The sequence below is a fragment of the Candidatus Omnitrophota bacterium genome, assembly GCA_025453395.1.
In the GTDB taxonomy this organism is placed as follows: domain Bacteria; phylum Omnitrophota; class Gorgyraeia; order Gygaellales; family Profunditerraquicolaceae; genus JAlOQK01.
In genome coordinates this window covers 317,019-343,456 of record JALOQK010000002.1, presented here as the reverse complement: position 1 = coordinate 343,456, position 26,438 = coordinate 317,019, and the positions used below count along the sequence as shown (strand labels likewise).

General features: G+C 38.4%; 26 protein-coding genes. All 26 read left to right on the top strand.

The window, feature by feature from the left end; all coding sequences use genetic code 11:
- The first annotated feature begins 5 nt into the window (after positions 1–5).
- Positions 6–707 carry a sugar phosphate nucleotidyltransferase gene (locus MUF05_03035; GenBank protein MCU0666050.1) on the top strand — a complete coding sequence of 234 codons (702 nt, stop codon included), beginning with the start codon at positions 6–8 and terminating at the stop codon, positions 705–707.
- Positions 700–1,527 carry an ABC transporter permease gene (locus MUF05_03030; GenBank protein ID MCU0666049.1) on the top strand — a complete coding sequence of 276 codons (828 nt, stop codon included), beginning with the start codon at positions 700–702 and terminating at the stop codon, positions 1,525–1,527. Before MUF05_03035 ends, MUF05_03030 begins: the two co-directional genes overlap by 8 nt.
- Before the next feature lie 22 nt (positions 1,528–1,549).
- Positions 1,550–2,869: an ABC transporter ATP-binding protein gene (locus tag MUF05_03025; GenBank protein ID MCU0666048.1), complete on the top strand. Its 1,320-nt coding sequence runs from the start codon at positions 1,550–1,552 to the stop codon at positions 2,867–2,869.
- A gap of 25 nt (positions 2,870–2,894) precedes the next feature.
- Complete coding sequence (locus MUF05_03020; protein MCU0666047.1) at positions 2,895–3,758, top strand: hypothetical protein; 864 nt, start codon at positions 2,895–2,897, stop codon at positions 3,756–3,758.
- A 3-nt stretch (positions 3,759–3,761) separates the two neighbouring features.
- Positions 3,762–4,655 carry a hypothetical protein gene (locus MUF05_03015; protein MCU0666046.1) on the top strand — a complete coding sequence of 298 codons (894 nt, stop codon included), beginning with the start codon at positions 3,762–3,764 and terminating at the stop codon, positions 4,653–4,655.
- Positions 4,656–4,749: 94 nt separating this feature from the next.
- Positions 4,750–5,832, top strand: a complete 1,083-nt coding sequence (locus MUF05_03010) for an FkbM family methyltransferase (GenBank protein ID MCU0666045.1) — start codon at positions 4,750–4,752, stop codon at positions 5,830–5,832.
- Positions 5,833–5,857: 25 nt separating this feature from the next.
- Positions 5,858–6,754 carry a glycosyltransferase gene (locus MUF05_03005; GenBank protein ID MCU0666044.1) on the top strand — a complete coding sequence of 299 codons (897 nt, stop codon included), beginning with the start codon at positions 5,858–5,860 and terminating at the stop codon, positions 6,752–6,754.
- 2 nt (positions 6,755–6,756) lie between these two features.
- The gene (gmd, locus tag MUF05_03000) at positions 6,757–7,845 is read left to right on the top strand and encodes a GDP-mannose 4,6-dehydratase (protein ID MCU0666043.1); all 1,089 of its coding nucleotides are present in this window, start codon (positions 6,757–6,759) and stop codon (positions 7,843–7,845) included.
- A 2-nt stretch (positions 7,846–7,847) separates the two neighbouring features.
- Positions 7,848–8,558 carry a class I SAM-dependent methyltransferase gene (locus MUF05_02995; protein MCU0666042.1) on the top strand — a complete coding sequence of 237 codons (711 nt, stop codon included), beginning with the start codon at positions 7,848–7,850 and terminating at the stop codon, positions 8,556–8,558.
- A gap of 6 nt (positions 8,559–8,564) precedes the next feature.
- Positions 8,565–9,653 (top strand): glycosyltransferase family 4 protein, encoded by a 1,089-nt coding sequence (locus MUF05_02990; protein MCU0666041.1) that lies wholly within the window; start codon positions 8,565–8,567, stop codon positions 9,651–9,653.
- Positions 9,654–9,659: 6 nt separating this feature from the next.
- Complete coding sequence (locus MUF05_02985) at positions 9,660–10,619, top strand: GDP-mannose 4,6-dehydratase (protein MCU0666040.1); 960 nt, start codon at positions 9,660–9,662, stop codon at positions 10,617–10,619.
- On the top strand, positions 10,612–11,853 hold the full coding sequence (locus MUF05_02980) for a class I SAM-dependent methyltransferase (GenBank protein ID MCU0666039.1): 1,242 nt from the start codon (positions 10,612–10,614) through the stop codon (positions 11,851–11,853). The genes MUF05_02985 and MUF05_02980 overlap by 8 nt, the downstream gene beginning before the upstream one ends.
- 15 nt (positions 11,854–11,868) lie before the next feature.
- Positions 11,869–12,831 carry a hypothetical protein gene (locus tag MUF05_02975; GenBank protein MCU0666038.1) on the top strand — a complete coding sequence of 321 codons (963 nt, stop codon included), beginning with the start codon at positions 11,869–11,871 and terminating at the stop codon, positions 12,829–12,831.
- Positions 12,832–12,833: 2 nt separating this feature from the next.
- Positions 12,834–13,877 carry a glycosyltransferase family 2 protein gene (locus MUF05_02970; protein ID MCU0666037.1) on the top strand — a complete coding sequence of 348 codons (1,044 nt, stop codon included), beginning with the start codon at positions 12,834–12,836 and terminating at the stop codon, positions 13,875–13,877.
- A gap of 545 nt (positions 13,878–14,422) precedes the next feature.
- Entirely contained in the window at positions 14,423–15,151 is a 729-nt protein-coding gene (locus tag MUF05_02965) for a hypothetical protein (protein ID MCU0666036.1), read from the top strand.
- A gap of 8 nt (positions 15,152–15,159) precedes the next feature.
- Positions 15,160–16,275, top strand: a complete 1,116-nt coding sequence (locus MUF05_02960; GenBank protein MCU0666035.1) for a glycosyltransferase — start codon at positions 15,160–15,162, stop codon at positions 16,273–16,275.
- Between the two features lie 18 nt (positions 16,276–16,293).
- A complete protein-coding gene (locus tag MUF05_02955) occupies positions 16,294–17,337 on the top strand; it encodes an acyltransferase (protein ID MCU0666034.1) in 1,044 nt (347 codons plus the stop codon).
- Between the two features lie 57 nt (positions 17,338–17,394).
- A complete protein-coding gene (locus tag MUF05_02950; protein ID MCU0666033.1) occupies positions 17,395–18,702 on the top strand; it encodes a hypothetical protein in 1,308 nt (435 codons plus the stop codon).
- The gene (locus tag MUF05_02945) at positions 18,699–20,003 is read left to right on the top strand and encodes a polysaccharide pyruvyl transferase family protein (protein MCU0666032.1); all 1,305 of its coding nucleotides are present in this window, start codon (positions 18,699–18,701) and stop codon (positions 20,001–20,003) included. The genes MUF05_02950 and MUF05_02945 overlap by 4 nt, the downstream gene beginning before the upstream one ends.
- Positions 20,000–21,232 carry a Coenzyme F420 hydrogenase/dehydrogenase, beta subunit C-terminal domain gene (locus MUF05_02940; protein ID MCU0666031.1) on the top strand — a complete coding sequence of 411 codons (1,233 nt, stop codon included), beginning with the start codon at positions 20,000–20,002 and terminating at the stop codon, positions 21,230–21,232. The genes MUF05_02945 and MUF05_02940 overlap by 4 nt, the downstream gene beginning before the upstream one ends.
- A gap of 4 nt (positions 21,233–21,236) precedes the next feature.
- Positions 21,237–21,917, top strand: a complete 681-nt coding sequence (locus MUF05_02935) for a hypothetical protein (GenBank protein MCU0666030.1) — start codon at positions 21,237–21,239, stop codon at positions 21,915–21,917.
- A gap of 14 nt (positions 21,918–21,931) precedes the next feature.
- The gene (locus MUF05_02930) at positions 21,932–22,750 is read left to right on the top strand and encodes a glycosyltransferase family 2 protein (GenBank protein MCU0666029.1); all 819 of its coding nucleotides are present in this window, start codon (positions 21,932–21,934) and stop codon (positions 22,748–22,750) included.
- Positions 22,751–22,796: 46 nt separating this feature from the next.
- Positions 22,797–23,741, top strand: coding sequence for an undecaprenyl/decaprenyl-phosphate alpha-N-acetylglucosaminyl 1-phosphate transferase (locus MUF05_02925; protein ID MCU0666028.1), 945 nt, complete (start codon positions 22,797–22,799; stop codon positions 23,739–23,741).
- The gene (locus tag MUF05_02920; GenBank protein ID MCU0666027.1) at positions 23,741–24,940 is read left to right on the top strand and encodes an O-antigen ligase family protein; all 1,200 of its coding nucleotides are present in this window, start codon (positions 23,741–23,743) and stop codon (positions 24,938–24,940) included. The genes MUF05_02925 and MUF05_02920 overlap by 1 nt, the downstream gene beginning before the upstream one ends.
- Positions 24,941–25,046: 106 nt before the next feature.
- Positions 25,047–25,664 carry a hypothetical protein gene (locus MUF05_02915; GenBank protein ID MCU0666026.1) on the top strand — a complete coding sequence of 206 codons (618 nt, stop codon included), beginning with the start codon at positions 25,047–25,049 and terminating at the stop codon, positions 25,662–25,664.
- Entirely contained in the window at positions 25,657–26,427 is a 771-nt protein-coding gene (locus MUF05_02910) for a nucleotidyl transferase AbiEii/AbiGii toxin family protein (GenBank protein MCU0666025.1), read from the top strand. The genes MUF05_02915 and MUF05_02910 overlap by 8 nt, the downstream gene beginning before the upstream one ends.
- Positions 26,428–26,438 lie beyond the last annotated feature (11 nt).

Below are 26,438 nucleotides of genomic sequence, written 5' to 3'. Positions count from 1 at the left end.
GATACATGAAAAATATAGATGTGGTGATTTTATGCGGCGGCTTAGGCAGGAGGTTGAGGCCGGCGGTAAGTGACCGTCCGAAGCCTATGGCCCAGGTTAATAACAAGCCATTTCTTGATATCCTTATCCAATATTTAGCTGGTTTTGGCTTAAAACGGTTCATTCTCTGTTCAGGATATATGGGCGATGCTATTAGAAAGCATTATAAGCGAATTCCGAAATCGTTAGAAATAGTGCTTTCGCAGGAAAAAAAGCCATTAGGTACAGGCGGAGCGATAAAAAATGCGCAATCATTGATACTATCCAGCTCTTTTTTGGTTTTAAATGGAGATTCATTTTGCAGAGTTAACTTTTCTGATTTCTATAAATTCCATCTTAAGAAGAAAGCATTGCTTTCTATTGTTTTGTCTAGGCCAAAGGATGATCAAAATTCCGGAGTAGTAATTTTGGATCATAGGGAAAGAATTGTGAAGTTTAATGAAAAAGTAAAACCTTTGAAGGGCAGTTTTTGTAGTGTAGGGATATATCTTATGGGGAAGGAAATTTTTCAATTTATGGGTGAGAATAAGATTTTCTCTTTAGAGTATGACCTGTTTCCTGCATTAGCAGGTAAAAATTGTTATGGTTATTACTGTAAAAAAGATTTTGTTGATATCGGAACCCCGCAGAATCTGATGAAAGCCTCAAACTTTCTAAAACATGAATGAAGAAATTATAATTCTTGAGCCCGGCAGAGCCGCGATAAACTACTGGAATGACCTGTGGCGGTATCGCGAACTTTTTATAATTTTAGCTTGGCGAGATGTTTCAGTGCGCTATAAACAAACGATTATCGGAGTGCTTTGGGCGGTCTTGAGGCCATTTTTAACCATGTTAGTGTTAGTGGTAATATTTGGGCATCTGGCAAAATTACCCAGCGATGGAAATGCGCCTTATGCGCTACTTGTTTTTGCGGCAATGCTTCCCTGGTCACTGTTTTCTGTGTCTTTAAGCGAAGCTTCTAATAGTCTTATTGGCAATGAAAAACTGATTAGTAAAGTATATTTCCCCAGGATGATTATTCCTGTATCCACGGTGGTGGCTACGTTTATCGATTTTCTTATAAGCTTTATTATTCTTTTAGGGATGATGGCTTACTATAGGTTTTTGCCGGGCTGGAATTTGGCTTTGCTGCCTATATTTATTATTTTGGCTCTTTTTGCCAGTCTAGGTCCCGGCCTCTGGATTACAGCGCTTAATGTAAAATACAGGGATTTTCGCTATATAATTCCTTTTGTTGTGCAATTCGGACTTTATATTTCTCCGGTTGGATTTAGTAGTAGTATAATTCCGGAAAAATGGCGGCTTCTTTATAGTCTTAATCCTATGGTTGGGGTCATTGATGGTTTTCGGTGGAGCATATTAGGAGGGAAAAGCCAAATTTATTGGCCGGGTTTTGTTTTAAGCATCGGCGTGATTATGTTTTTTCTTTGGTTGGGTATTTGGAGTTTTCGTAAAATGGAAAACTCTTTTGCGGATTTAATTTAATACTAAAAGCAAATCAAGGGAAATGTCTGATATTGTCCTTAAGAGTGAAAACTTATCTAAGAAATATGTTATCGGCCATCAAGTCGAAAGAGGCCGCTATATAGCCTTGCGCGATGTGTTAATGCAGAATGCCAAGGTTTTTCTGGATAAAGCCATGGATTTAACAAAAGGTAAGGCTATTATTCAGGGAAACAGCTTAGAGGAAGTTTGGGCGCTTAAAGATATAAATTTTGAGATTAATCGTGGTGAGGTAGTCGGGATCATTGGCCGCAATGGAGCAGGAAAGAGCACGTTATTAAAAATTCTTTCCCGGATCACCGAACCTTCGGCTGGTCAGGTAACGATTAAAGGCAGGGTAGCTAGCTTATTGGAAGTTGGTACGGGGTTTCATCCGGAGCTTTCCGGCAGGGAGAATATTTATTTAAACGGCGCGATACTCGGGATGAGTCGGGTGGAAATTAAACGTAAATTTGACGCCATTGTTGCTTTTTCCGAAGTAGAGCAGTATTTAGATACTCCGGTTAAGCGTTATTCTTCCGGGATGTATGTGCGCTTGGCTTTTGCGGTTGCAGCGCACCTGGAGCCGGAAATCTTAGTAGTTGATGAGGTATTAGCTGTGGGCGATACGCAGTTTCAGAAAAAATGCCTGGGGAAGATGGATGATGTAGCTCATCAAGGCAGAACTGTTCTTTTTGTAAGTCATAACATGAATGCCATTCAGAGGCTTTGTAAAAGGTGTATTGTGTTACGCTACGGGGCAATGATTTTTGATGGAGAAAGTAGCAGCGCGATTGCAAATTACCTGAAGACCAACGATCTGAATCAACAGGTTAGTTGGCCTCAGAGTTCCTTGGCGCCAGGCAATGATATTATTAGGCTGCGTTCTGTACGTATTGTGGGAGATGACGGGCATGTTCATTCGCAATTCGATGTAAGGGATCCGATAAAGTTGGAAATTGAATTTCAAGTTTTTAAGGATACTCAGGCTGCTATTATTGTCCAGTTTGTGGGAGCTTTAGGTACATATATTATGGCTTCGATGGATAATTATATTAATGGTCCATGGGGAAAACAGTCCCCATACACAGCGGGTATATATAAAACATCTTGTTGCATCCCCGGTGATTTTCTAAATGAAGGTCAGCTTAGTATTAATCTATGGATTTATTCGCCTCCGCTTGCTCCGAGCCAATCCCCTCATGTAAGATTATTTAATGTGGTAAGCGCAGATATTGGTGACCGGCATGATCCGGGTGGCGCGCGAGGACAGTTCCCTTATGAATGGGGCATGGAACCGGCGGTTCGTCCTAAACTTCAATGGTTAACTGAAAAAAATCCGTAGGATAATAGTTTAAAAAGGGCTTAGCATGAATCCTAAAATAAGCATTATTTCTTCTGCGCATCGGCCGCAGAATTGGATGAACCTGCATAAAAGCATTGGTGATAACCAAATTGATTTTGAGCTGGTCTTTGTAGGGCCTAATCCGCCTAGCTTCAACTTGCCAAGAAATTTTCGTTTTATAAAATCTTTAGTAAAACCAACGCAATGTCTGGAGATAGCTTTTAGAAGCACCATGTCGGATTTAGTGATGTGCATGGCTGATGATTGTATATTTAAAACACCCAAGCCTTTAGATGTGCTCTATGAAAAATATCAAAGCTATCATAGTGATAAAATAATAGTATCATGCAGATATATGATGGACGGAGAAGAGCAGCCATCCAGTTGTTCCCATTTTTTTGCTAACGATATAAACTCTCCTATTGTGCCGCTTTCCGGGTTAATGTCTAGGAAGCTTTGGATTAAAGTAGGCGGCATTGACAGGAATTTTATTGGAATAATGTGGGATTTAGATATTGCGATGAGGGTTCATGCGTTGGGTGGAAGTGTCATTCTTAGCGATGTATTTCTTGATGAAGACAAGGGCAAGAGGACTGCTGGGAGCGCTCTTTGTGAGGAATTTTGGAGGCATGATAGAGGATTACTTGAGGATCTTTGGGTTAAAAATGGCAAGGTTAATTTTAACCGGGCAAACCCAGTAGTAGAATCTTTCCATGATCTGAATATACTTACTGAATCCCAAGGGCCTCGTGGTCGCTGGCGCGGGAAAGGTCCAGTTGTTCTTGAAAAAATAGAAGATAACCTGCCGAGATTGGTTCGAGGCATTAAAAAACCAAAAATGTATTTTAATTATGCAAAGCGGATATTTCTTGCGATTAAAGGGAAATAAGCTATGAAGCCTAAAATTGGCATTGTTGCTACGGCTCACCGTCCGAAGAATTGGATGACTTTATATAAAAGCATAGGCGATAACGATATAGACTTTGAATTAGTCTTTGTAGGGCCTAATCCACCGGATTATGAATTGCCAAATAATTTTCGCTTTATCCATTCGCTAGTAAAACCAGCCCAATGCGCAGAAATAGCCTTTAGGAATATTAACACTGAATTAGTTATGGTTCTTGCTGATGATTGTACGTTTAATATGCCCAGGCCTTTGGATAGGCTCTATGAAACATATAAAAGCTATCATAATGAGAAATTGCTATTATCTTGCAGGTCAAGCACAAACGGTAAAGATGAATCGCATTTTGCGCATCGTTTTGACGTTAATGACCCCAATTCTATTGTTTTACCGCTTGCTCCTTTAATGTCTAAAAAATTTTTTAATGATTTGGGAGGTATCGATAGGAATTTCATAGCAATAATTTGGGATAATGACCTTGCGATGAGGGCTTATGAAAAAGGCGGCACTATTATCTTAAGCGATGTATTTCTTAATGAAGATAAAAGTAAGAGTGCTGGAAGTATTTTATGCCAGGAATTCTGGCGCCATGACCGAAAGTTGTTGGAGAATTTATGGACGAAAGATGGTAAGGTGCGATTGATTCGTAATAGGCCGGTTGAGACTTTTTCTGATTTTAAGATACTCAAGAATTCCCAAGGACCCAGAGGTAGATGGCGCGGCAATGGTCCAATTTTTATTGAGAAAATTGCGGATAGACTAAATATCAACAGACATTTATTAAAGTGTGGATTTTGGATTAGTGTAGTTTTTCGGGCTATTAGCAGGCCTGCGTCGTATCCTAAATATGCAAAGAAAATTTTTTCTATGTTTTTCAGGTAATGCAATATTTTCTGGTATAGAATAGATAGCATTTTTATTTAGCCTAGCATTGACAATAAAGTATTTAACTTCTTTGAGAGAGGAGCAAAAGAAGATGCGTCAAGATAAAGTTGCTTTCAACGATATTGTGATCTGGCATGTTGGTGGTTCTGGGGATTGCGGCCCGGTTGAAAAGATATTGTGTTCTCCTTTCCGCGATAAAGTGAAGTTGATTATTTTTGAACCGCGTGAAGCAAGCAATGACGCAAAGTATATTCAAGAGCTTTCACTTAGGGGGATTAAGGGGTTACTTGTAAACACCTGTGTCCTTGATAAGGTAGGTAAACAAACTTTATATATAAATAAACATCCGCAAAGCAGCAGTTTACTAAGGCCGGCACAAAAAGCTAAGCTTGAGCATATACCCTGGGGTGATTGGTTGACATGGGCGGAGGATACGGCTCTTGACAGGACCGTTACTGTTGAAACTACAACCATAGATAGGTTGGTCCAGGGTAATAATTTGCCTCTTCCTGATGTAGTCAGTATAGATGCCCAAGGGTCTGAGTTGCCTGTGCTGCTTGGAGGCGCACAGTCAATTAGCAAAAATACATTATGTGTGGTTAGCGAGGTAGAATTCTTTGAAATTTACGAAGGGCAAGGATTGTTTCAAGATCAGTATCAGTTCCTCTATAAGCTAGATTTTCGTCTCGCAGATATATTAAATCAGCAATATTGGCATCCTTCTTTCAGGCTTGGAGAAGGATTTCTATCTGTCGGAGAAGCGCTATTTTTGCGTAACCCGGGAACTTGGGGAGATTATGCGTCTTATGATGATGAAAGAAAAGTGATTAGCTTGCTGAAATTAGCTGTAATTTCATATTGTTTTGAGAGGTATTCTAATGTCTATCGGATTATCGAAACCATCAAAAAGCAGTTTGCTGATGCTTCTAAAGTTATTTTAAGCGCTACTGCGGATTATAATAAGTTGATTGAGGTCTATAATTTTATAAACCAGAATATGGATAAGTACAAAACTGATAAATTCTATTTGCAAAATAAGCCAGACTATAGCATTCTTTCGAGAAAACCTTTTAGGAGAAATCAGTTTAAATGGATTACCAAGCAAATATTGCCTCCTTTTGCTCTTGGTGTTATCAGGAAGCTTAGAAATAAGCTAAAAGATGGTAAACAGTAATACTTTCAGGCGAAGCCCAAAGCATATGATAAGAGTCCCTACGATTGAAGATTATTTAACAAGAGAAGCGCATCCTCTGCGCCAAACAGGAGGCTGTCGTAGACCTGGCAGGGGCAAAGACAATCTTCAAATGCCTCTTATAACCGTTGTAACAATTGTACGCAACCGGCAGGAAACATTGCAGCAAACAATAACGTCTGTATTGGATCAAAGCTATAAAAATATTGAATATATTATCGTAGATGGAGCGTCTACAGATGGCACTCTGGAAGTAATTAAGAAATTTGATGATAAAATAGATTTGTGGGTTAGCGAGCCTGATTCCGGTACATCTGATGCTTTTAATAAAGCAATCAGTATGGCTGAAGGTGATTTTATATTTGGCCTATCATCTGATGACTGGATTGAGCCATCTTTTATTGAAGCGGCAGCGGAAATAATTTCAAATACGGGTGCAGATTTTATTTTTGGGGATATGCTTATGCATGACGGTCAGAATTCAGGTAAAGTATATAAAGGTAACCCTGATTATGCCAAAGCTATTATGTCTGGGTGGGCATATTGTTTTTTCCCAACAATGGTGATAAGGAGAAAATGTTTTCAAGAAATTGGTTTAATAGATTTGGCTTATAAATTTGTGAATGATTATGATTTGGTGTTGAGGTTGCATCTGAATGGTGCAATTGGTTGCTATAATAATCTTCTATTTGTGCATAGAAGAGTTGGGGGCATTGGTGAATGTTATCCTGTTCAAAGCATGCTTGAACATTTAAGGTTGTTAAGGAAATATAGATTGCCGAAGTCTAAGGCTATGTGTGCGTATTTATACTTTTTTGTGCGCCGAGGATTAGGAAAACTTGCTAAATTAATTATGCCCAGGGCTATTTATAAAACACTCAAGCGGGTTGCGTCAGGAGGTTAGATATGAGAAAAAGGATGGGGCGCCGAAAAGTTGCTTTAATTACAGGGATTACTGGTCAAGACGGGGCATATCTGGCTGAATTTCTCTTAGGTAAGGGATATGTAGTTCATGGCTTAAGGCGGCGCTCGTCTCTTTTTAATACGGCTCGCATTGATCATCTTTTGCGTGATGTTCATGAAAAGGGTGTGCATTTTTTTCTGCACCATGGCGATATGACAGATTCATCTAGCTTAATACGCGTAATTCACCAAACGCAGCCAGATGAGATATATAACCTGGCGGCTCAAAGTCATGTCGCGGTATCATTTGAGGAGCCTGAGTATACCGCGGATTCCGATGCGTTAGGGGCCTTACGAGTCCTTGAGGCAATACGTATATTGGGTTTAGAAAATAAAACTCGCTATTACCAAGCTTCTACTTCGGAACTTTTTGGGTTGGCTCAAGAGACTCCCCAAAAAGAGACAACTCCATTTTATCCTCGCTCGCCATATGCGGTTGCCAAACTGTACGCTTACTGGATTACCGTTAACTATCGTGAGGCGTATGGCATTTACGCGTGCAACGGGATACTGTTTAATCATGAGTCTCCGGTGCGAGGTGAGCTTTTCGTAAGCCGCAAGATCACTCAAGCACTGGCCCGTATAAAGCTGGGATTACAGGAATGTTTGTATCTTGGTAATCTAAACGCAAAACGCGACTGGGGGCATGCTAAAGATTATGTTGAAGCTCAATGGCTTATGTTGCAGCAACCACAACCGCAAGACCTCGTAATTGCTACCGGAAAGCAGCATAGCGTGCGTGAATTCGTGGAATTGGCTGCAGCCGAACTTGATATTAAGATCACTTGGAAGGGGTCTGGAATTAACGAGAAAGGTTATACAAAAGATGGCCGCTGTATTATTGCTGTGGATTCCCGTTATTTCCGGCCAACAGAGGTAGATGCTCTTATTGGTGATGCAGGCAAGGCAAAGGCCAAGCTTGGATGGGTTCCGAAAGTTACTTTTCATCAATTAGTTTCCGAAATGATACATCGGGATCTTAGCAGTGCTAAACGCCAAGAATCGCTCAAAAAACATACTCAAGAAAGATAGTAATGGCTTTAAAAATTTTACAGAATAAAATTGAAATACTCCAAGCCCGCCAAAAGTTGCTGGCTAAAAGGGTTTCTTTTATTGATTTACCCGTTCATTGCTTATTGAGGAAATTAAAGCTTAAGCCTGGAATGGCAATAGGGGGAAGAGTGAAGAGTTGGGATGTGCTTTCTGTTATAGATTTTCTTGATAGCCATGTACAAAAAAATGAGCCGATACTTGATATTGGTTGCTATGCTTCAGAGACGATTGTCGCTTTGCATAAACTAGGTTATTCCAACTTAACAGGCGTGGATTTAAATTCAAACTTGCTAAAAATGCCCTACCGGAATTTCATACATTATGAAATCGGCGATTTTATGCACACAAAATTTGATGATGGCGCGTTTCGGGCAATTACGTCAATTTCAGTAATAGAGCATGGTTTTAATGGCCCGTTGTTGCTAAAAGAGGTATCTCGTCTTTTGAATAAAGGTGGATACTTTATCGCGACATTTGATTATTGGCCGGAGAAAATTGATACCAAAGGGGTAAAATTATTTGGGTTAGATTGGCAGATTTTCTCAAGAGATGAGATTAAGGATTTAATTATTAAAGCGGGATGTTACGGTTTAGTGCCTTCCGGTAAAATGTTGTATGAAGCTAAAGATGCGCCTATTGATTGGCAAGGGAAAAAATATACCTTTGCGTGGTTAGCGCTAAGAAAGGTTTAGTCTAAAATGAGAGTTTTGTTAGTTACGGGTTCTTATCCGCCGATGAAGTGTGGAGTTGGTGATTATACCTACAATTTGGCGCAAGCGCTTGCTGTCAATCATGAAATCCAAGTTGGTGTTCTTACTAGCGCAATAAACGGCACGATTAATAAAGTAGCAGGGGTAGAGATTTTTCCCATTATAAAAAAATGGGGCATTGCCGAAACATTGAAAGTTATAAAGGTTATCAAGCGCTGGTCTCCGGATATTGTGCATATTCAATATCCGACTCAGGGTTATGGGAATGTTTTGTTGCCGTGGCTGTTGCCGGTTATTTCATTCTTGATGGGGAAAAAAGTTGTACAGACCTGGCATGAAATATATGTTTTGCGAAATGCTCCAAAAGTTTTCCTAAAATCAATTATTCCTGGCGGACTGGTATTTGTGCGCCCAAGATACATAGAAAGCCTGCACTTTATAATGCGTTGGGCTTTATGGGGAAAGAAAACCGCAACTATACAAAATGCATCTAGTATCCCTTGTGTTAATCTTGATGAAACAGAAAAGAGCCAACTTAAGAAGCAATACTTAAAAACACAAAAACGCTTGGTTGTTTTTTCGGGGTTCATATATCCTCATAAGGGTATTGAATTGTTATTTGAGATTGCTAACCCTGCGACAGACCAGATTGTGATAGCCGGAGAAGATGTTAAAGAAACAGGCTATTTGCCCGAGATTATTAAGCGTGTTTCGCTTGGGTTATGGTCAGAAAAGGTGACTTTTACCGGTTTTCTTCCTGCGCAGGGCTTGGCCGCGTTATTAGCGGTTGCTGATGCGGTGATTTTGCCTTTTAGAAATGGCGCCGGAGAATGGAATACTTCTATTCATGCTGCCGTATTAAACAGGGCGTTTGTAATAACTACATCTTTGACCCAAAGAGGTTATGATAGGAAACGAAATATATATTTTACAAAAGTGGATGATATTCAAGAAATGAAGTCAGCTCTTGCTAATTACGCTGGCAAGCGCAGAGATTATGATCATGATATTGATCGTGATCAATGGCAGGAAATCGCAGACAGGCATTGTTTATTATATGAGGACATTTGCGGATAATATTTGATGAAAACTGCCTTAATTACCGGGATCGCTGGTCAGGATGGTTCATATTTGACGGAATTTCTCCTTGCTAAAGGCTATAAGGTTATCGGCATTGAGCAAAACCGCGATAATATCCCGGACTATTTTTCATCTTCCTTGATTAATAAGGTCGATTTGCTTCAGTTAGATATCGTAAACTATTCCGGAATTAAGGAAGTATTTTTACGGTATAAGCCGGACGAAGTTTATAATTACGCTGCCTATTCATCAGGCTCCGGGATGTTTGATAATCCTGCTAAAATAGCAGAGGTAAATGGGCTGGCGGTTGTGCATATGCTGGAAATTATCCGTCAGGCTAAGATAAGCTCGCGTTTTTGTCAGGCGTCCTCTAGCGAGATGTTTGGCGGCACAACTGGGTCACCTCAATCTGAAAAAACACCTTTTAATCCGCGTTCACCTTATGGCGCCGCGAAACTTTACGCCCACTCTATGGTAGGGATATACCGCAAACATTATGGTTTATTTGCGTCTTCGGCAATACTTTTCAATCATGAGAGCCCGCGTCGGGGCCTGGGTTTTGTCACAAAAAAGATTGTCCATGAAGCAGTAAGGATCAAACTGGGTTTGGCTGGCGAACTGCATTTGGGTAATCTTGATGCGCGCAGGGATTGGGGGTTTGCAGGCGATTATGTGCAGGCAATGTGGCTTATGTTACAGCAGCCTGAGGCTTCGGATTATGTAGTGGCTACCGGACAGACCCATTCAGTACGGGAAATTTGTGAGATAGTCTTTGGGTATCTTAACCTTGATTATAAATCTTATGTCCGTAATGATCCGGCTGAATATCGTATGTTTGAGGAAGCGCAATTAGTGGGCGACTGGACAAAAGCCAGAACGCAATTGGGATGGAGCCCCAAGGTGGGATTTCGTGAAATGATTACCTTGATGGTCGATGCCGAGATGGAGATGAAGAGTGTATAAAAAGATCGAAAGCTGCAGGATATGCGGTAACACAAAGTTGGAGAAGATACTTGATTTGGGAGAGCAGATGCTCACAGGGGTATTCCCCGGTAAAAAAGGCGCGCAAGTTACAACCGGGCCGTTACGCTTAGTAAAATGCGCTGGGGATCAAGATATTTGCGGGCTTCTGCAGCTTGAACATTCCTATGATTTGGGTCAGATGTATGGCCAAAATTATGGTTATCGTTCAGGATTAAATCCAAGCATGGTCAGGCATCTTCATGCGAAAGTGGCAAAGATTCTTAAACAGGTTAACTTGCAAAAAGGAGATTTAATAGTTGATATCGGTAGTAATGATGGTACAACGCTTGCGGCTTATCCAGCCTCAGGGTATAACCTAGTAGGTATCGATCCTACGGGGGTTAAATTCCATCAGTATTATTTACCGCATATTCAATTAATACCTGATTTCTTTTCTTCTGCTTTATTGAAAGAGTGGTTTCCCGGTAAAAAAGCAAAGATAGTCACATCTTTTTCCATGTTTTATGACCTGGAGGATCCATTGGGTTTTATGCGTCAAATATATGATGTCCTCGCGGATGACGGAGCGTGGGTTTTTGAGCAAAGCTACATGCCAACTATGCTTGTGAATAATTCATATGATACCGTTTGCCACGAACATCTTGAGTTCTACGCATTAAGTCAGATTAAATGGATGGCAGATAGGGTAGGTTTTAGGATTGCTGATGTTGAGTTTAACGATATTAATGGCGGGAGTTTTTCCGTAATGGTGGTAAAGTCAAGTGGTAATTCGACTGTTGCCGCATCAGTGCAGAAAATCCTTGGAATGGAAAGAGATAGCGGTTTGGGTACACTTGAGCCTTATTTGGAATTCGCTAAGCGCGTCAAAAAAACAAAGATAGATTTACTGGGGTTTTTAAAAACAACCCAATTACAAGGGGAAAACGTAGCTGCGCTTGGAGCTTCGACTAAGGGGAACGTATTGCTGCAGTACTGTCAATTAACAAATAAAGATATAGCGTTTGTTGCAGAGGTGAATTCCGAGAAGTTTGGATGCTATACTCCGGGTTCCTGGATACCGATTATTTCAGAAGATCAGTTATCTATCAGGAAGCCTGATTATCTGATTGTTTTGCCTTGGCATTTTAAGAATTTTTTTCAGGCGCAAGAGAAATATAAACAATTTAAGCTGGTTTTTCCTTTACCTAATCTAGAGATTGCAGCAGCGAAGTGAAAGGGGAAATATTTTATGCAACACCATGATATCTTTAGGAAATTTAAGCCGTATTCTGGTTATGGAAGAAAGGGTTATGCGGTAAATTTCTTAGGTGTTTTTACCGATGTTTCGCATATTTGTCCTATTGGCCCTGAGCTTCAGAAGCGACACAACGTTGAAACTGATGAGAGAATATGGCTAGAGACTCAATATCCTGATTTTCAAGAAGAGTACTTTGAATGGATTAGTCTGCTTGAATCAGTTGTGCAAGCGAAACAGGACTTTACGGCAATAGAGCTGGGGGCTGGTATTGCTCCGCATTTAATAAACGCTGCCGCAGCCATCAAAAAGTATCACGGCGATTCTTTTGTGTTCAAGCTGATTGGAGTGGAAGGAGAGCCGACTTCTTATAAATGGATGCGAAAACATTTTATTGATAATGGCATAAATCCCGATGATCATACTCTCATAGAAGCTGTTGTCAGCAGAAAAGACGGGTATGCCATTTTCGAAGTTGGTTTTCCGCAAGGCTATGGCAGTTACATTGTGACATCATGGCAATTGCTCTTAAGGCCACTGAAGGAGACTTATCGTTTTATAAAAAGAAGCTATAAACGAATCAAGGGGCAGCCATGCGATGCTAAAGATTACTGGACAGGGAAGAAAGGCTTAGGGCTATATACCAAAAAGATAAGGTGTATAGGATTAGATAAAATACTTGCGGGCTTAAAAAAAGTTGATCTTATACATTTGGACATAAAGGGTGAGGAATATCGGGTTTTAAGCGCTGTCAAAGAACAGCTTTCTGAAAAGGTTAAAAGAATTCATATCGGCACGCATAGCCATGATGTTGAGAGCAGATTACGTAAATTATTTAAGAGCATGGGTTGGGAATGTATTTTTGATTTTCCTGGCAACGATAAGAGGATTACTCCTTTTGGGCAGATTAAGTTTCTGGATGGTGTCCAATATTGGCGCAATACCAAAGTATATTAAATATGGAAAATTCATCAGCTCAAATAAAGCTGTCATTTTGCATTCCTACCTATAATCGCGCAGGATTTATTGGTCAGACTTTGGATAGTATTATTTCTCAAGCTAGTGATAACATTGAGATTGTTATTGTGGATGGGGCATCTACCGATAATACTTCTGAAGTCGTGGATATGTATCGTAAGAAATTTAAGAATTTGGTTTATTTCTGCTCTGGGAAGAATATGGGTGTGGACCGGGATATGGCTAAGACAATCGAACTGGCACGAGGCCAATATTGCTGGATGTTTTCAGACGATGATTTGCTAAAGCCGAGGGCAATCAAAACAATCTTAAAAGAGATTGAGTCCGGGTGTGAAATATATCTATGTAATATAACCGCCTGCAACTTAAATATGCATGCCTATAAACAAATGTCTTGGCTGTCTGTTAAGATAGAAGACAGGATTTTTAACCTCGATAACGCGGAAGAGTTTAAGTTTTACTGTAATAATGCGAATTCAATTGGTGCTCTTTTTAGTTATATGAGTTCAATTATTTTACGCCGCGAACAATGGAATATCTCAGGATTTGATCAGGATTTTCAGTCTACAGCATATGCGCTTGCTTCATCATTGATTTCTTTTACTGCCAGAAAATGTAGGCTCAAGTATATAAAGGATTCGTTAGTGCTTTGGCGTAACGATAATGAAAGTTTTCAGTATTCCGGTGGGTTAGTGAAAAGATTTCTACTTGATTTTGACGGCTATTTAAAACTAGCGGATAAGTATTTTCTTAGTAATCCGGATTTAAGAATGTCGTTTCTTAAAGTGATGACTCGTGAGCATCCTTGGTATACGATTTTGCACGTCGTATCATTAATTCGCGATCAACAATTATGGCTGCAATTCAAAAATTATTTGTTAGCTTTTGGATATAGTCGTGGAATGATTAGGATATGCCGTTTTTGTTCTATGAATCAGGCAATGGTGGGATCCGCGGTTAGGTTAAAAAGGGCAGTAGTGCGCAGCGGTTTTTATTTATGGCTAGATAGAAATAGTCGCAGATAATATAAATTAACCCTCAGGGCAAGTTATTCTAAATGATAAAATTTTTTAACTACTTATTAATTTCTAATATTTTTACCGGGGCCTTTGTTTTTAATAAAGGCTTCTTCGATTTCTATGTCAGCTATTTATTCTTAACAAGCTTCCTATTATTTTATATCTTTTCATATCGGAAGATACATATATCTCCGAATTCGATTTATATTTTATTAGCCGTTTTTGCTTTCTCCTTGATAAATTTATTCCAGAAAAATAACTCACTTCCCTTGTTACTAAAAATACTGTTTGGATTTGTTCTTAACGGCCTTGCGTATTACCTGCTAATCCGCTTAAATAACAACAAGGTCGAAGGTCTGTTTCGCGTATACTTACAGATTGCTTGTGTGGTATCCTTAATTGGTATTTTTCAGGAAATTAGTTATTGGATCGGATTTCAGAAAGGTTATGACTTCCGCTATTTTATTCCCAGAACGGTAGGTCCTTACGCTCCGCTAGGCATCCTTAGAATTACATCAATAATGCAGGAACCTGCGCATCTGGGGGCGGCGATGGCGCCGGCTTTATTCATTTCCATCTTGAATATCATGCAAAAGACAAAGTATTTTATCGGTAAGAAGGCAAGTCTTCTTATAATTGCAACTGTTTTGTTATCGTTTTCATTGATTTCTTATATAGGGATAATTGTTTCTTTGATCTTGATCAGTGTTAATCATAAAAAGTTAAAGTTGGTTGCCGTCTGCGCATTAATCTTGATTGTTTTGAGTTTTGGTGCTTATAAGATTTTACCCGAGATCAGGGTGAGGATTAATGATACTATAGCTATCCTTAGCGGTAAAAAACCTATAGACAAGGTTAATTTGAGTACTTTTGCTTTCTATAGCAATGGTTTCGTAGCCTGTAAGAGTTTTATGCGTAACCCTTTGTTTGGTTCCGGGTTAGGCAGCCACCCTTTGTCCTATGATCGCTATATCTCTGAGGTGATTAACCCAGATAACATTACCTATGCTTTGAACAAAGAGGATGCCTCCGGATTATTTTTAAGGCTTGTTTCTGAAACCGGACTGTTGGGGATTTTTATTTTCAGTTATTTTATTTTCAGGTTTTATGTTTCTCGGGCAAGGGACGGTTATCTGTGGGCTATGAGTAATGCGATAATTTGTTTATTTGTTTTAAATCTGTTAAGGCAGGGCAATTATTTTTATAATGGTTTCTTGCTTTTTATTTGGTTATATTATTTTACGCATAGGAATGCTCAAAACAAGCCAGTGCCCTTATAATTTATATTATGAGTGATGCAAAGCCAAAACAAAGAATAGTTGTTTCCGCAGTTAATTTAACTGAAGGCGGGCCGTTATCAATTCTAACAGAATGCTTGAGTTATCTCTCTAGTGATTTAGCTAGTAGCTATGAGGTTATAGTTTTAGTTAATAACCAGCGCATTTTCAATTACCCTAACATAAGGTTTTATTCATTTCCCCTCTCAAAGAAATCATGGTTTATACGTTTGTACTATGAATATATATATTTTTGGGTGCTATCTAAAAAGATTCGTCCTCATCTTTGGTTGTCTTTGCATGATACAACTCCTAATGTGCAAGCAGATATACGGGCTGTTTACTGCCATAACCCTTCTCCTTTTCCGCCACTGACACTAAAAGATATATTTTTGGGAGGGTATAAGTTTATATTGTTTAAATTGTTCTATCGTTATTTATACGCAATTAATATTAAGAAAAATGATTTCGTGATATTGCAGCAGGATAGTTTAAGGGATAAATTTATTCAGTTAACCGGAGCCAAGAAAATAATTGTTGCCTATCCGAATATAAGATCTATAGAGAAGCCCGACCCTGTATTAATCAAAGGGAATGTTTTTTTATATCCTTCTTTCCCCAGAGTTTTTAAAAATTTTGAGGTTATCTGCAGAGCAGCCGCAGAATTATTGAAACAAAAGGTGGAGGATTTCCAGGTTATTTTCACCATTTCCGGCAGTGAGAATCGTTATGCTCGGCATATTTTTAATTCCTTTAAGCATGTAAGAAACATAAAATTTATCGGCCTTCAAACCCGGAAAAAAGTATTCGATCTTTATAATAGCGCTACATGCCTTATCTTTCCGTCATTGTTGGAAACCTGGGGATTGCCCATAACAGAGGCCAAGTTGTTCTCAAAACCCATTCTCTTGGCAGATTTAGAATACGCTCATGAAACTGTAGGAGCTTACGATAAGGTTAAATTTTTTAGTCCGGAAGATTATCTGCAATTGGCAGGTTTGATGAAAGCAGTAATAGATAAAACAATCGTTTTTGATAAAACGCAGGAACGCAAGATCTTGTCTTTATTCTCACGCGGCTGGAAGGAATTATTCCATATTTTGTTGTCAAGTAACCAAATTACCTGAACTACATAATGGTGAAATTTGAATACTAATCATTTGATTGCTGCGCAAACCTACAAGAGGGAAAATAATTTCGGCTTGCTAAGGCTTATATTAGCGTTTATGGTTGTGTCTTTTCATATAAATATGCTGTACGGGGTTAACCCGGGAAGATTAATTTCTTATCTTGTGGGTTTCGCGGTGAGCTCTTTTTTCGTCATCAGCGGCTTGTTGGTTACTTGGAGTTTTGATAAAGATCAAGAGTTGATTGCATATTCAATAAAGCGATTTTTTAGGATTTATCCTTTGTATTTTATAATGATACTGATTCAAATGTGCGCGCTTTTAGCCTTATTTCCGGGTGTTTTTAACATGAAGCTGGCAATATATAGTTTGAAATATTTTGTTTACAATGCCATATTCCTGAATTTTTTGCAGCCGACTATCCCCGGAGTCTTTGAAAATTTGAAATACAATGCTATTAATGGCAGCCTTTGGACTATCAAAATCGAAGTTTTGTTTTATGTCCTGTTGCCGTTAATCTACTATGCATTTAAGAAATTTAGGATTAAATTTCTAATCCTGATTTATTTCTTATCCGCTTTATTCTTTATTGTTTCTACTATGAACCCTGCTTGGAATACTTTTGTTGATCAATTTCCAGCCTATTTAAGATTCTTTATCGTAGGTATTATTCTTTACTTGTATGGATATAAAATAAGGTTTTCTTCTTTTTATGCGCTTTTGATCTCAGTTATTCTTTTTTTCACCAGTTATTATGCTATCGGTAATGTCTTTTATAAGGCTTTTGTTTATCCTGTATGTTTAGGGATTATTGTATATCTAGTCGGGTTTTCTAAGCCAGTATTTGATTTAAAATATGACATTTCTTACGGGGTTTATATTATCCATTTTCCGGTAATTCAAATTTTCTTATTTTTTGGTTATTTTACCAGTAGTTTTTATTTGTTTATTCCTGTTGTGTTGACAGTAATTATTCTGATGGCTTCTTTAAGTTATATATTAGTAGAGAAAAGATTTATAGAATTAGGGCATCGTTTGCCAAAGAAACTGATAGGTTTATAGGCGGTTTTGTTTTTCTAGGCGCCAGTTCCTTCAGCTGCAAGTAAGAGGGTAAATATTATGTTAGTAAGAATCAAAAAATTAAGCATAGAAATGGCTTGGATTTGTTTAGGGCAATTTTTAGTAGTATCTGGTGGAGTTTTTGGCGTTCGCTTGCTCACTTATAAGCTTAGTCCATCAATATACGGCGATCTGGCTATTGGTATGACAGTAGCGATCGTGGCGCAGCAGGCAATTCTTTTGCCTCTAGGATTGTGTTCTTTAAGGTTTTTCCCGGTGGCCCATGAAGATGGGCAACTTTATGTTTTTATTAAAGCAGTTAAGCTTTTATTGACTAAGGCGACTACTTTAATTGTAGCTGTTTCTGTTGTTTTGCTTATAATTCTGTTCTCGTTTGGTTATACAAAGTGGTTATGGCTTTTTACGTTAGCTTCTCTGTATTCCATTTTTGCAGGTTATAATATTGTGCTAGATCACATTCAAAATGCTGCCAGACAAAGAAAAGTTGTGGCATTGCATCAGGGGATAGGACAATGGCTGCATTTTTTTATCCCGATTGGCCTAATTAGCCTATGGGGTGCGCGTAGCAGCATTGTTATGTTTGGTTACATTATTGCCTCTTTGGTAGTTTTAAGTTCTCAGCTTGTTTTTTTTAGAAATAGAATATTAAGATTGATTCCTGCGGCAGAAAAGATAGAAGTGCCGACGGATATCTTAAATAAATATAACAGACAGTTGTTTCATTACGCCTGGCCGTTTGCTACATGGGGGTTGTTTACCTGGGCGCAGATTGCTTCCAGCAGATGGGCGCTATTTTATTTCACTGATAGCAGGAATGTGGGGCTTTATTCTGTACTTTATCAATTCGGATGCTATCCGATTGTTATTTTCTCAGGCATGGTCTTGCAGATGGTAAGTCCTGTATTTTTCAGCCAGGCTGGAGCAGGTAATGATTCCTACAGGGTGACGACTACGTTAAAGTGGAACAATCTATTGATAATAATGGCGGTTATGTCTACTTTGGTATCCATAGCGTTTTCTTGGATATTCCACAATGAAATCTTTTCATTGTTAGTCGCTCCGGAATATCGCTCGGTATCCCGATTGCTGCCGCTATTAGTTTTGTCGGGAGGATTATTCGCTATCGGTCAGGTTATTAATATGACTTTCTTCGTTAAGGCTGATACTAAAGTTTTAATTTATCCTAAAATCTTAAGCGCAGTTTTTGGCGTCTTATTAAATTATTTGGGAGCTTATTTCTATGGTTTAAACGGGGTTGTGATCGCTGGGATATGTTTCCCGCTTATGTATTTAAGTTGGATTTTGATTATCTACGCTTTTAGCAGGAATCGAACCGTGGATCAATGAATATATTACTTATTGATGCTTATTCAGCTCAACATATCGGAAACTTGGCTTTAGTGGATAGTGCGCTCGAGCAGCTAAAGATTAAATTTCCAGAAGCCGAATTTACTATTTTATCTTTTGATCCTGTTTCGATAGCAAAATACTCAAGGTGCAGGACATTGGAGACTTTATGGGCGGAGCAATTCTCCGGTTATTCGTTCATAGAAAAGGTTGCTTGGATTGTTAGGGAGAGTTTATGGGTATTTGCCAATGTTTTTAATCTATCGGTACTAAAACGTTTAGGGCTTATGGTAAAATTTGACAAATATACTTTTTCTAAAAAGAAATTAGCTGCACTTAAAGCATATTCAGACGCAGATATCGTTGTCAGCATTAGCGGAGAAGCATTGCAGGATAGTGAATGGAAAAGGGTGCCGCTTTTTCTCTTTGGATACTGGCTGGCTTATAAATTAGAAAAAGTTGTAGCAATCTTCCCTCAAAGCATCGGGCCGCTTAAGAAAGGTTTTATTAGGGTATTGGTAGGTTATGTGTTGAATTTGTGCGATTTAGTTCTTCCCAGGGACGAATTTTCTTTTCAGACGGTTCGGAATATGAAAATTAACCCTCGAAAAACATATTTGGTTCCGGATTTGGCAGTAAAACAACCATATATTCCTTTAGATCAGGCCCGCAGGCTCTTAGAATCTCAGGGGGTTAAACTTGACAAGCGGCCGCTTATAGGCATGGCGATATCCAAATGGGAAGATATAAAGTATGAAGGATATTTCTTAACCATGCAGCAACTCTGCCGTTTTATTCTTGATCAGCTTAACGGTTCGGTTGTATTCTTTCTGGCTAATAGGAGACTGCAAAAAGACCTTGGCGATTGGGATTTAACTCAGAAGTTATATGAGTTATTTTCCAGCCGGAATAATGTAACATTGCTTTCTAAAGAATATACTCCTCGTGAATGTAAAGGGATGCTGGGGCAATTGGACTTATTTATCAGTACTAGGATGCATGTTGCGATTTTTGCTACCATGGCTGGTACGCCAACAATTACGGTGAATACACAACTTAAGCTGCAGGGGTATATGAATTTAATTCATCAGGGTAATAGGTCTTGCGATGTTAATGATTTTACAATTCTAAAGGCCATAGAGTTGCTTAAGGATAGCCTGGCGCATAGTGAAGAAATCAGGGCGGCTCTTAAAAATTCACGCATAGAGCTGGAGAAGCAAACCGGTATGGCTTCCGAGCTTCTTAGGATTATTTATGATCAAAAAAATAAGTTATCCCGCGATCTTAGAGGCAAGAGATGATAAATATTAAGAGTGTATATATGGATGGGTTATGTACTGGCTGCGGAACATGCGTGGGAATGTGTCCAGTAAACGCTATCAATATGGTGGTTGATCGCGATAAAGGAGTATATCGTACGGTGGTTGATAGTAAAAAATGCGTTGGTTGTGGGGTTTGTTATAAAGTCTGCCCGGGGCATTCTGTAGATTTTGAAGAGTTAAATAAGGTTTTATTTGACCGGCAGGCACAGAGCAGCGTTTTGGGTAGTTATCTTAGTTGTTTCAGTGGTTATTCTACAGATAATAATCTTCGTTATGATTCGTCATCGGGCGGTCTGGTTACGCAGTTATTAATTTCTGCGCTTGAAAGAGGAATTATTGATGGGGCATTGATTACGGTGATGGATGATGGTAACCCATTGCGGCCACACTCATTTATCGCCAGAACTCAAGAAGAAATTATTTCATCCGTCGGCGCAAAATATTGCCCTGTCCCTGTTAACATAATGTTGAAAGAAATCCTGAATACTCAAGAAGGGCAAAAGTTTGCAATTGTGGGCATGCCTTGCCAGATTCAGGGCATTAGAAAAGCCGAGCTAGTCAATAAATACCTTAAGAAAAAAATAGTTTTACACCTTGGGCTTTTTTGCACACATGGGATTAGTTTCTTAGGTACGCTTGCGGCGCTTAAGGAAAGAGGCATAAAGGAAGATCAAGTTCAATCTATAAAATACCGCTTTGGTGATTTTCCTCCGGGCAAAACATTGATCAGATCAAATAACGAAGACAGGATAATCAATCATTTAGAATTCTGGAACGCTCTTTTATCCATAGGCATCGATGCTATCCCTGCTCGTTGCCGGATGTGTATTGATCAGACATCAGAGTTAGCAGATATTTCTATCGGTAGCGGATGGTTTGCCTATAAGATAAACAACCAGATAAATTATTCAGTAGGCGTCATAAGAAACACAGTCGGTAAGGCATTTATACAGGAAATAAAATCAGCAAATAAAATTGATATTTTTCCAGTTGATCCAGGAGCGTTGGCATTATTTGAAAAGACACAGCGAGGGGATAAAAAAAATAAGTATCAATATTTGTTGTTCTTTCTTAAGCTGTTTGCTAAGAAATATCCTGTTTATCGTTCAAAATTATTAAAATCTGAAATTAAAATGAATCTTAAGTTGTGGCTTAAAGCTTTAAACTTTTATCTGATGGGATGCGTCAATATTAAGGAAAAGGAGTAGATTTGTGGAAGTCTTAATGTTCTCTATCGCAACAAATAATTATGACCGAATCTACAAAGATAATATCCTAAGCCATAGGAAATATGCTGATAAATACGGATACCGGTATATTTTATTTGATCATCCCAAGAAAAGGATAAGTGCCTCGGATTCCGCTTGGATGAAAATCCCTTTAATTCTGCATGGATTGCAGAGAGGGTATAACTGGTTATTTTTCGTGGATGCCGATTGTAGGATTAGCCTTGGTGCTCCTGGGATTCTCACTCTTGAGAGGCCAGGTAAATATATTTATATGACCTTAGGCAGATCTAACCGAATAAATTCCGGCATGTTTATTATTAAAAACTGCAATCAAGCAAAAGAAGCCTTCAAAACTATTATGGACCATGTTGATGAAGATGCTATACCCAAACAAGACGTGGCGCTTTATGAAAACGGCCATGTAATCCATTATTTGAAAGAAAATAAATATTTGGAAGTTTTAGATAGAAAATGGAATGACAACACGGGTAATTGCTCTAATATTTATATTCTCCATCAAAGAAAAAAAGAGGCCTTTTTCTTCACGCTGGTTAAGAAGTTTTATTCTAGGGTTTTTTCTCGCATCCTATATATTGCTCCAAAAGAGAAGCGCAGTATAAGGTTAAGCCGTTTCCTGGAGCATTATAAAAGATTATACTTTTAGAGGGGCGAATTAGAATGTATGATATTATTTGCTCTATTGTTGTTTACAAAACAGAAGGCGCGCAGCTGAAGAAAGCGGTACAAAGTTTTTTAAATTCTTCACTGAATCTAAAATTGTATATTATTGACAATTCTCCGTCTGACAAGTTAAGAGATATATTAGTTGATTTTAACGCCGAGTATATTTTTAACAATAAGAATTTAGGTTTTGGTGCTGCTCATAATATAGCGATACGCAATTCAGCGGGGCTGTCAAAATATCACTTAGTATTAAACCCCGACATTTCCTTTGAGAGTGGGGTATTGGAAGCAATCTTTAATTTCATGGAGAAGAATATAAACGTTGGGCTTCTGATGCCAAAAGTTTGTTATCCTGATGGATCAATTCAGTATCTTTGTAAGTTATTGCCGAATCCGCTTGATTTATTTCTCAGAAGGAGCAATATAGCTATAGTAAACAGATTATTTAGGAAAAGTCTTGAGAATTACGAATTAAGATTTACTGGATATAGAATGATTATGGATGTGCCGTGTCTATCAGGCTGTTTTATGTTTTTGCGCAGGGAGATTCTTGCGAAAGTCGGGATCTTTGACCAGAGGTTTTTCATGTACTTAGAAGATGTTGATTTCTCAAGAAGAATCCATAAACATTATCGGACAGTTTTTTATCCGCAGGTTTCTGTAATTCACCATTACTCCAGAGGTTCTTATAGTAATTACTATTTATTTTGGTGTCATATTGTTTCTGCTGTCAAATATTTCTTTAAGTGGGGGTGGTTTTTTGACCAGGAAAGAAAGCTGGTAAATCGCAGGGCGATGGATAAGTTATCTTAAGTTTGCCAAGTATGAACTTTTTAACTGCTAAATAAGAGAAGGTGATATGGCATATTTCTTTGTAGTGGCAATATCCTTTATAATCGTTTTTCTAATTACCCCTACTATCCGCTATATTGCTTTAAAATTTTACGCCATTGATAAAACAAACCATCGTAAAATCCATAAGAAGATCGTAACCAAGCTTGGGGGGTTGGCGATTTACTTAGGGGTTTTGGGAGGGTTATCGGTAATTTCCCTTTTTGATTTTTCTTTCTTTAGAGTAAATTTTTCTTTGTTTTTTAGTCTGTTAATCGGGATAACTCTTATTTTAATGTTAGGCATATACGATGATTTTCAAGGCAGTAGCGCGCGATTAAAATTTATAATTCAAATAATAATTTCCTTTATGATTATTAAGTCAGGGTTTCTTTTAGAAAATGTTACTATCGGCAAATTTATCAATATTAACCTCGGAATGTTTAGTATCCCGATAACTTTGTTATGGCTTGTTGGCATAACAAACGCTATTAATCTTTTGGATGGTTTAGACGGGCTTGCCTCTGGGGTTGTTGGCGTAACATCATTATTTATTTTTATCTTTAGTTTAATCTTGCAAGATGTGTTTGTTTCTTGCGTGGCATTGGCATTGTTTGGGGCAATACTTGCGTTTTTAAGGTATAATTTCTACCCGGCAAAAATATTCATGGGGGATACGGGCAGCCTATTCTTAGGTTTATCTGTAGGATGTTTGGGAGTATATAAACCTATGGGCAGCGTTCAAAATCATTATTTTGTCCCTGTGGTGCTGCTGCTTTTTTTGCCGATATTGGATACGGTACTGGCGATAATGAGGAGGGTTTTGAGGCGGCAAAATATTTTTACCGGAGATTCTTCCCATATCCATCATTATTTTATGAAATTAGGTTTTAGCCAGCCGGAAACAGTGATAAGGTTTTATATAATAACTTTTATCCTGGGGCTTTTTTCACTATTTATTATAATAGCCTAATGGAACAGCAAAAACTCATTAATTTCGCAGATCGTTTTTTATTAGTTGCATTGTGCCTGTTTTTAGTTTTAGCGCCTTTCTTAAAAATAGCGGTTAAGGTTATTTTAGGATTATCAGTTGCGGTTTTATTTGTTGCTAGTTTTTTAAAGTATAAATATGCATATAATAAGGGTTTATTGCATGTAAGCCCCGTGCTTAAAGCCATATTAATTTTCTTGGGAGCAGCTATTTTGTCAACTTTATTTAGCGCGTTACCTAAGCATAGCTATGGGATATTAATGGATCGGTATATCCCTTATGTTTTATTCTTTATCCTCGGGCTTGTTGTTGTCAAAAATAATATCAGGAATTTCTTTATTATTTGCACGATTGTCGTTTCTTTGAATATAGTAATAGGGATTGGGGGAATGAAAGATTATTTAGCGTTTCATCCGGAACGGCTTTTTACAGCTTTTAAAATGGATGTAACCCTGACTAATTTCTTGATTATTTTTGCCCCGTTGTGCGCATGTGGGGCTATTTTAGCCGGGGCAAGGTTATGGCATGTATTGAATTTTGTGGGGCTAATTTTTATACTGCCAGTTTTTGTTTGGGTTGGTTCGCGTTCTACATGGTTTTCAGTAGCTGTAGCAGTATTTACTGTGCTTCTACTTAAGAAAACCAGAAGGTTATTCTTATGGGCGTTATTGCTTATTTTTGCGGTTATTCTTATGCCTACCTTTTTTCAAAACAGGCTGCATAATACTTTTAATACTAATACTTGGGGAGATAGGATGTTATTATACCAGACAGCTGGTAAGATATTTTTGCACTATCCGCTTTTGGGGTCCGGCACCGGGACTTTTGAGAAGTTGCTTTATGAGTTTGGTCCTGTTGGAGGTTATCCTGAAGGGCGTATTCATTTGCACGCCCACAACACATTTTTAGAAGTTTTATCGGAAATGGGCATTATTGGTTTTTTTGCTTTTTGCGGGATATTCTTTTGTTTTTTTAGAATGGTATCTAAATTTAAAGCCCTTTGGCAGGGTGATTCAGTTCCCGGGCAGGGGATGATTTTAGGGGGAATTGCTGGCATTGTGGCAGTCTTGATTTTTGCTAACGCATCCACGTTGATCATTGTGGGAATGCGGGATGCTCCGGTTTTCTGGTTTTTCTTAGGGGCTATAAGCGGTTTGTGCGATCAGAAAATTGTTAATTAAGTGGCTATTTTCGGCGATAATGGAAACCACATATTTAATCTTGACAGTTTGATTGTCTTGTGATACATTTCTTATAGATGTTATAAATAGCACTTTGGAGAAATGTATGACTTATATCGAATTTCAAAAGATCTTAGGGCCATTTACGGTGTTTTCGCTCGCTGACATACGGCAAGCTGTCCCTGCGTTTCATCGTAGGCGGCTTAACGAATGGCAGGAAAAGGGCTATATTCGTAAGGTAATTAAGGGGTATTACCTTTTTGCCGATAGGGCTCTTAATGAGAAGGTTCTTTTTGAGATCGCCAACCGAATTTACGCGCCTTCGTATGTTTCGTTTGAAATGGCGCTTGCTTATTATGGATTGATTCCGGAAAGTGTCTATGGAATTACTTCCGCGTCAACCCGCAAAACCAGCAATTTTAAAACTCCAATAGGGTCATTTATTTACCGGACTATTCAGCCAAAGCTGTATTTCGGCTTTGACTTTCTAAAGAATAATGAAAAGTTATTTAAGTTGGCTTCTCCGGAAAAGGCATTTCTGGATCTTTTTTATATGAAGACTGAACTTCGCGATGCCGTAAGCTTTGAAGGACTGCGTATTAATCGCGAGGTATTTCTTAAGCTGATGAATCATAGTAAGATAAATAGCTATCTGGGTGTTTATAGGCAGGTATCTTTGAAGCGTAGAGTAAATAATTTTTGGGAGTATATTAGGCATGCTTGAGCTTAAACAGATAGAATCATTTTTTCCTGAACAGTTACGGCATTTTAAACGTAATCTTTTGCGAGAGTATTTCCAGTATAAGATACTGGAAGCGGTGTTTGCCAATCGATATGGGCAAAAGCTGGTGTTTATGGGAGGTACGGCAATCCATATTGCGCATGGACTGCCTAGATTTTCCGAGGACCTGGATTTTGATAATCGGGGCCTGGATAAGAATGATTTTAGCGTTTTAACTCAAACAGTATCAAAGAAACTTACCCTTGAGGGATATGTTATTCAAACCGGCACTTCATTTAAGGGGGCTTTTAGCGCTGATATCAAGATTATGGGGGTTTTGTTTAACGAAGGGCTTTCTGGGCATAAGGATGAAAAAATTTTAATTAAGCTGGATGCCCAGCCGCAAAATTTTAAATATTTAGCGCAGAGTGTAATCATTAATAAGTTTGATATTTTTAAGAGTATTAACGTTGTTCCTGTTGATATTTTGCTGGCGCAGAAATTTTATGCTATTCTTGCCCGTAAAAGGGCGATAGGCAGGGATTTCTATGATGCTATATTTTTGGCTGGTAAAGCAAAACCAGATTTTATATATTTAAAAGATCGCGCTGGCATTAAGAATAAAGAAATGCTTAAAGCAGCGCTACTTGAACGTTGCGAGAAGCTTGATTTTAAGCTTTTATCCAGAGATGTAGAGCAATTTGTATTTTCTCCGGAAGATGCAAAGAAAGTGCTGCTTTTTATGGAGTATGTTCAGGGATGGTAAAAAGCAAAAAC

What these genes read in the sequence shown, in the direction of transcription:
- MUF05_03035 (MCU0666050.1), top strand. Translation starts at nt 6, where the DNA reads ATGAAAAATATAGATGTGGTGATTTTATGCGGCGGCTTAGGCAGGAGG.
- MUF05_03030 (MCU0666049.1), top strand. Translation starts at nt 700, where the DNA reads ATGAATGAAGAAATTATAATTCTTGAGCCCGGCAGAGCCGCGATAAAC.
- MUF05_03025 (MCU0666048.1), top strand. Translation starts at nt 1,550, where the DNA reads ATGTCTGATATTGTCCTTAAGAGTGAAAACTTATCTAAGAAATATGTT.
- MUF05_03020 (MCU0666047.1), top strand. Translation starts at nt 2,895, where the DNA reads ATGAATCCTAAAATAAGCATTATTTCTTCTGCGCATCGGCCGCAGAAT.
- MUF05_03015 (MCU0666046.1), top strand. Translation starts at nt 3,762, where the DNA reads ATGAAGCCTAAAATTGGCATTGTTGCTACGGCTCACCGTCCGAAGAAT.
- MUF05_03010 (MCU0666045.1), top strand. Translation starts at nt 4,750, where the DNA reads ATGCGTCAAGATAAAGTTGCTTTCAACGATATTGTGATCTGGCATGTT.
- MUF05_03005 (MCU0666044.1), top strand. Translation starts at nt 5,858, where the DNA reads ATGATAAGAGTCCCTACGATTGAAGATTATTTAACAAGAGAAGCGCAT.
- gmd (MCU0666043.1), top strand. Translation starts at nt 6,757, where the DNA reads ATGAGAAAAAGGATGGGGCGCCGAAAAGTTGCTTTAATTACAGGGATT.
- MUF05_02995 (MCU0666042.1), top strand. Translation starts at nt 7,848, where the DNA reads ATGGCTTTAAAAATTTTACAGAATAAAATTGAAATACTCCAAGCCCGC.
- MUF05_02990 (MCU0666041.1), top strand. Translation starts at nt 8,565, where the DNA reads ATGAGAGTTTTGTTAGTTACGGGTTCTTATCCGCCGATGAAGTGTGGA.
- MUF05_02985 (MCU0666040.1), top strand. Translation starts at nt 9,660, where the DNA reads ATGAAAACTGCCTTAATTACCGGGATCGCTGGTCAGGATGGTTCATAT.
- MUF05_02975 (MCU0666038.1), top strand. Translation starts at nt 11,869, where the DNA reads ATGCAACACCATGATATCTTTAGGAAATTTAAGCCGTATTCTGGTTAT.
- MUF05_02970 (MCU0666037.1), top strand. Translation starts at nt 12,834, where the DNA reads ATGGAAAATTCATCAGCTCAAATAAAGCTGTCATTTTGCATTCCTACC.
- MUF05_02965 (MCU0666036.1), top strand. Translation starts at nt 14,423, where the DNA reads ATGGCGCCGGCTTTATTCATTTCCATCTTGAATATCATGCAAAAGACA.
- MUF05_02960 (MCU0666035.1), top strand. Translation starts at nt 15,160, where the DNA reads ATGAGTGATGCAAAGCCAAAACAAAGAATAGTTGTTTCCGCAGTTAAT.
- MUF05_02950 (MCU0666033.1), top strand. Translation starts at nt 17,395, where the DNA reads ATGTTAGTAAGAATCAAAAAATTAAGCATAGAAATGGCTTGGATTTGT.
- MUF05_02945 (MCU0666032.1), top strand. Translation starts at nt 18,699, where the DNA reads ATGAATATATTACTTATTGATGCTTATTCAGCTCAACATATCGGAAAC.
- MUF05_02940 (MCU0666031.1), top strand. Translation starts at nt 20,000, where the DNA reads ATGATAAATATTAAGAGTGTATATATGGATGGGTTATGTACTGGCTGC.
- MUF05_02930 (MCU0666029.1), top strand. Translation starts at nt 21,932, where the DNA reads ATGTATGATATTATTTGCTCTATTGTTGTTTACAAAACAGAAGGCGCG.
- MUF05_02925 (MCU0666028.1), top strand. Translation starts at nt 22,797, where the DNA reads ATGGCATATTTCTTTGTAGTGGCAATATCCTTTATAATCGTTTTTCTA.
- MUF05_02920 (MCU0666027.1), top strand. Translation starts at nt 23,741, where the DNA reads ATGGAACAGCAAAAACTCATTAATTTCGCAGATCGTTTTTTATTAGTT.
- MUF05_02915 (MCU0666026.1), top strand. Translation starts at nt 25,047, where the DNA reads ATGACTTATATCGAATTTCAAAAGATCTTAGGGCCATTTACGGTGTTT.
- MUF05_02910 (MCU0666025.1), top strand. Translation starts at nt 25,657, where the DNA reads ATGCTTGAGCTTAAACAGATAGAATCATTTTTTCCTGAACAGTTACGG.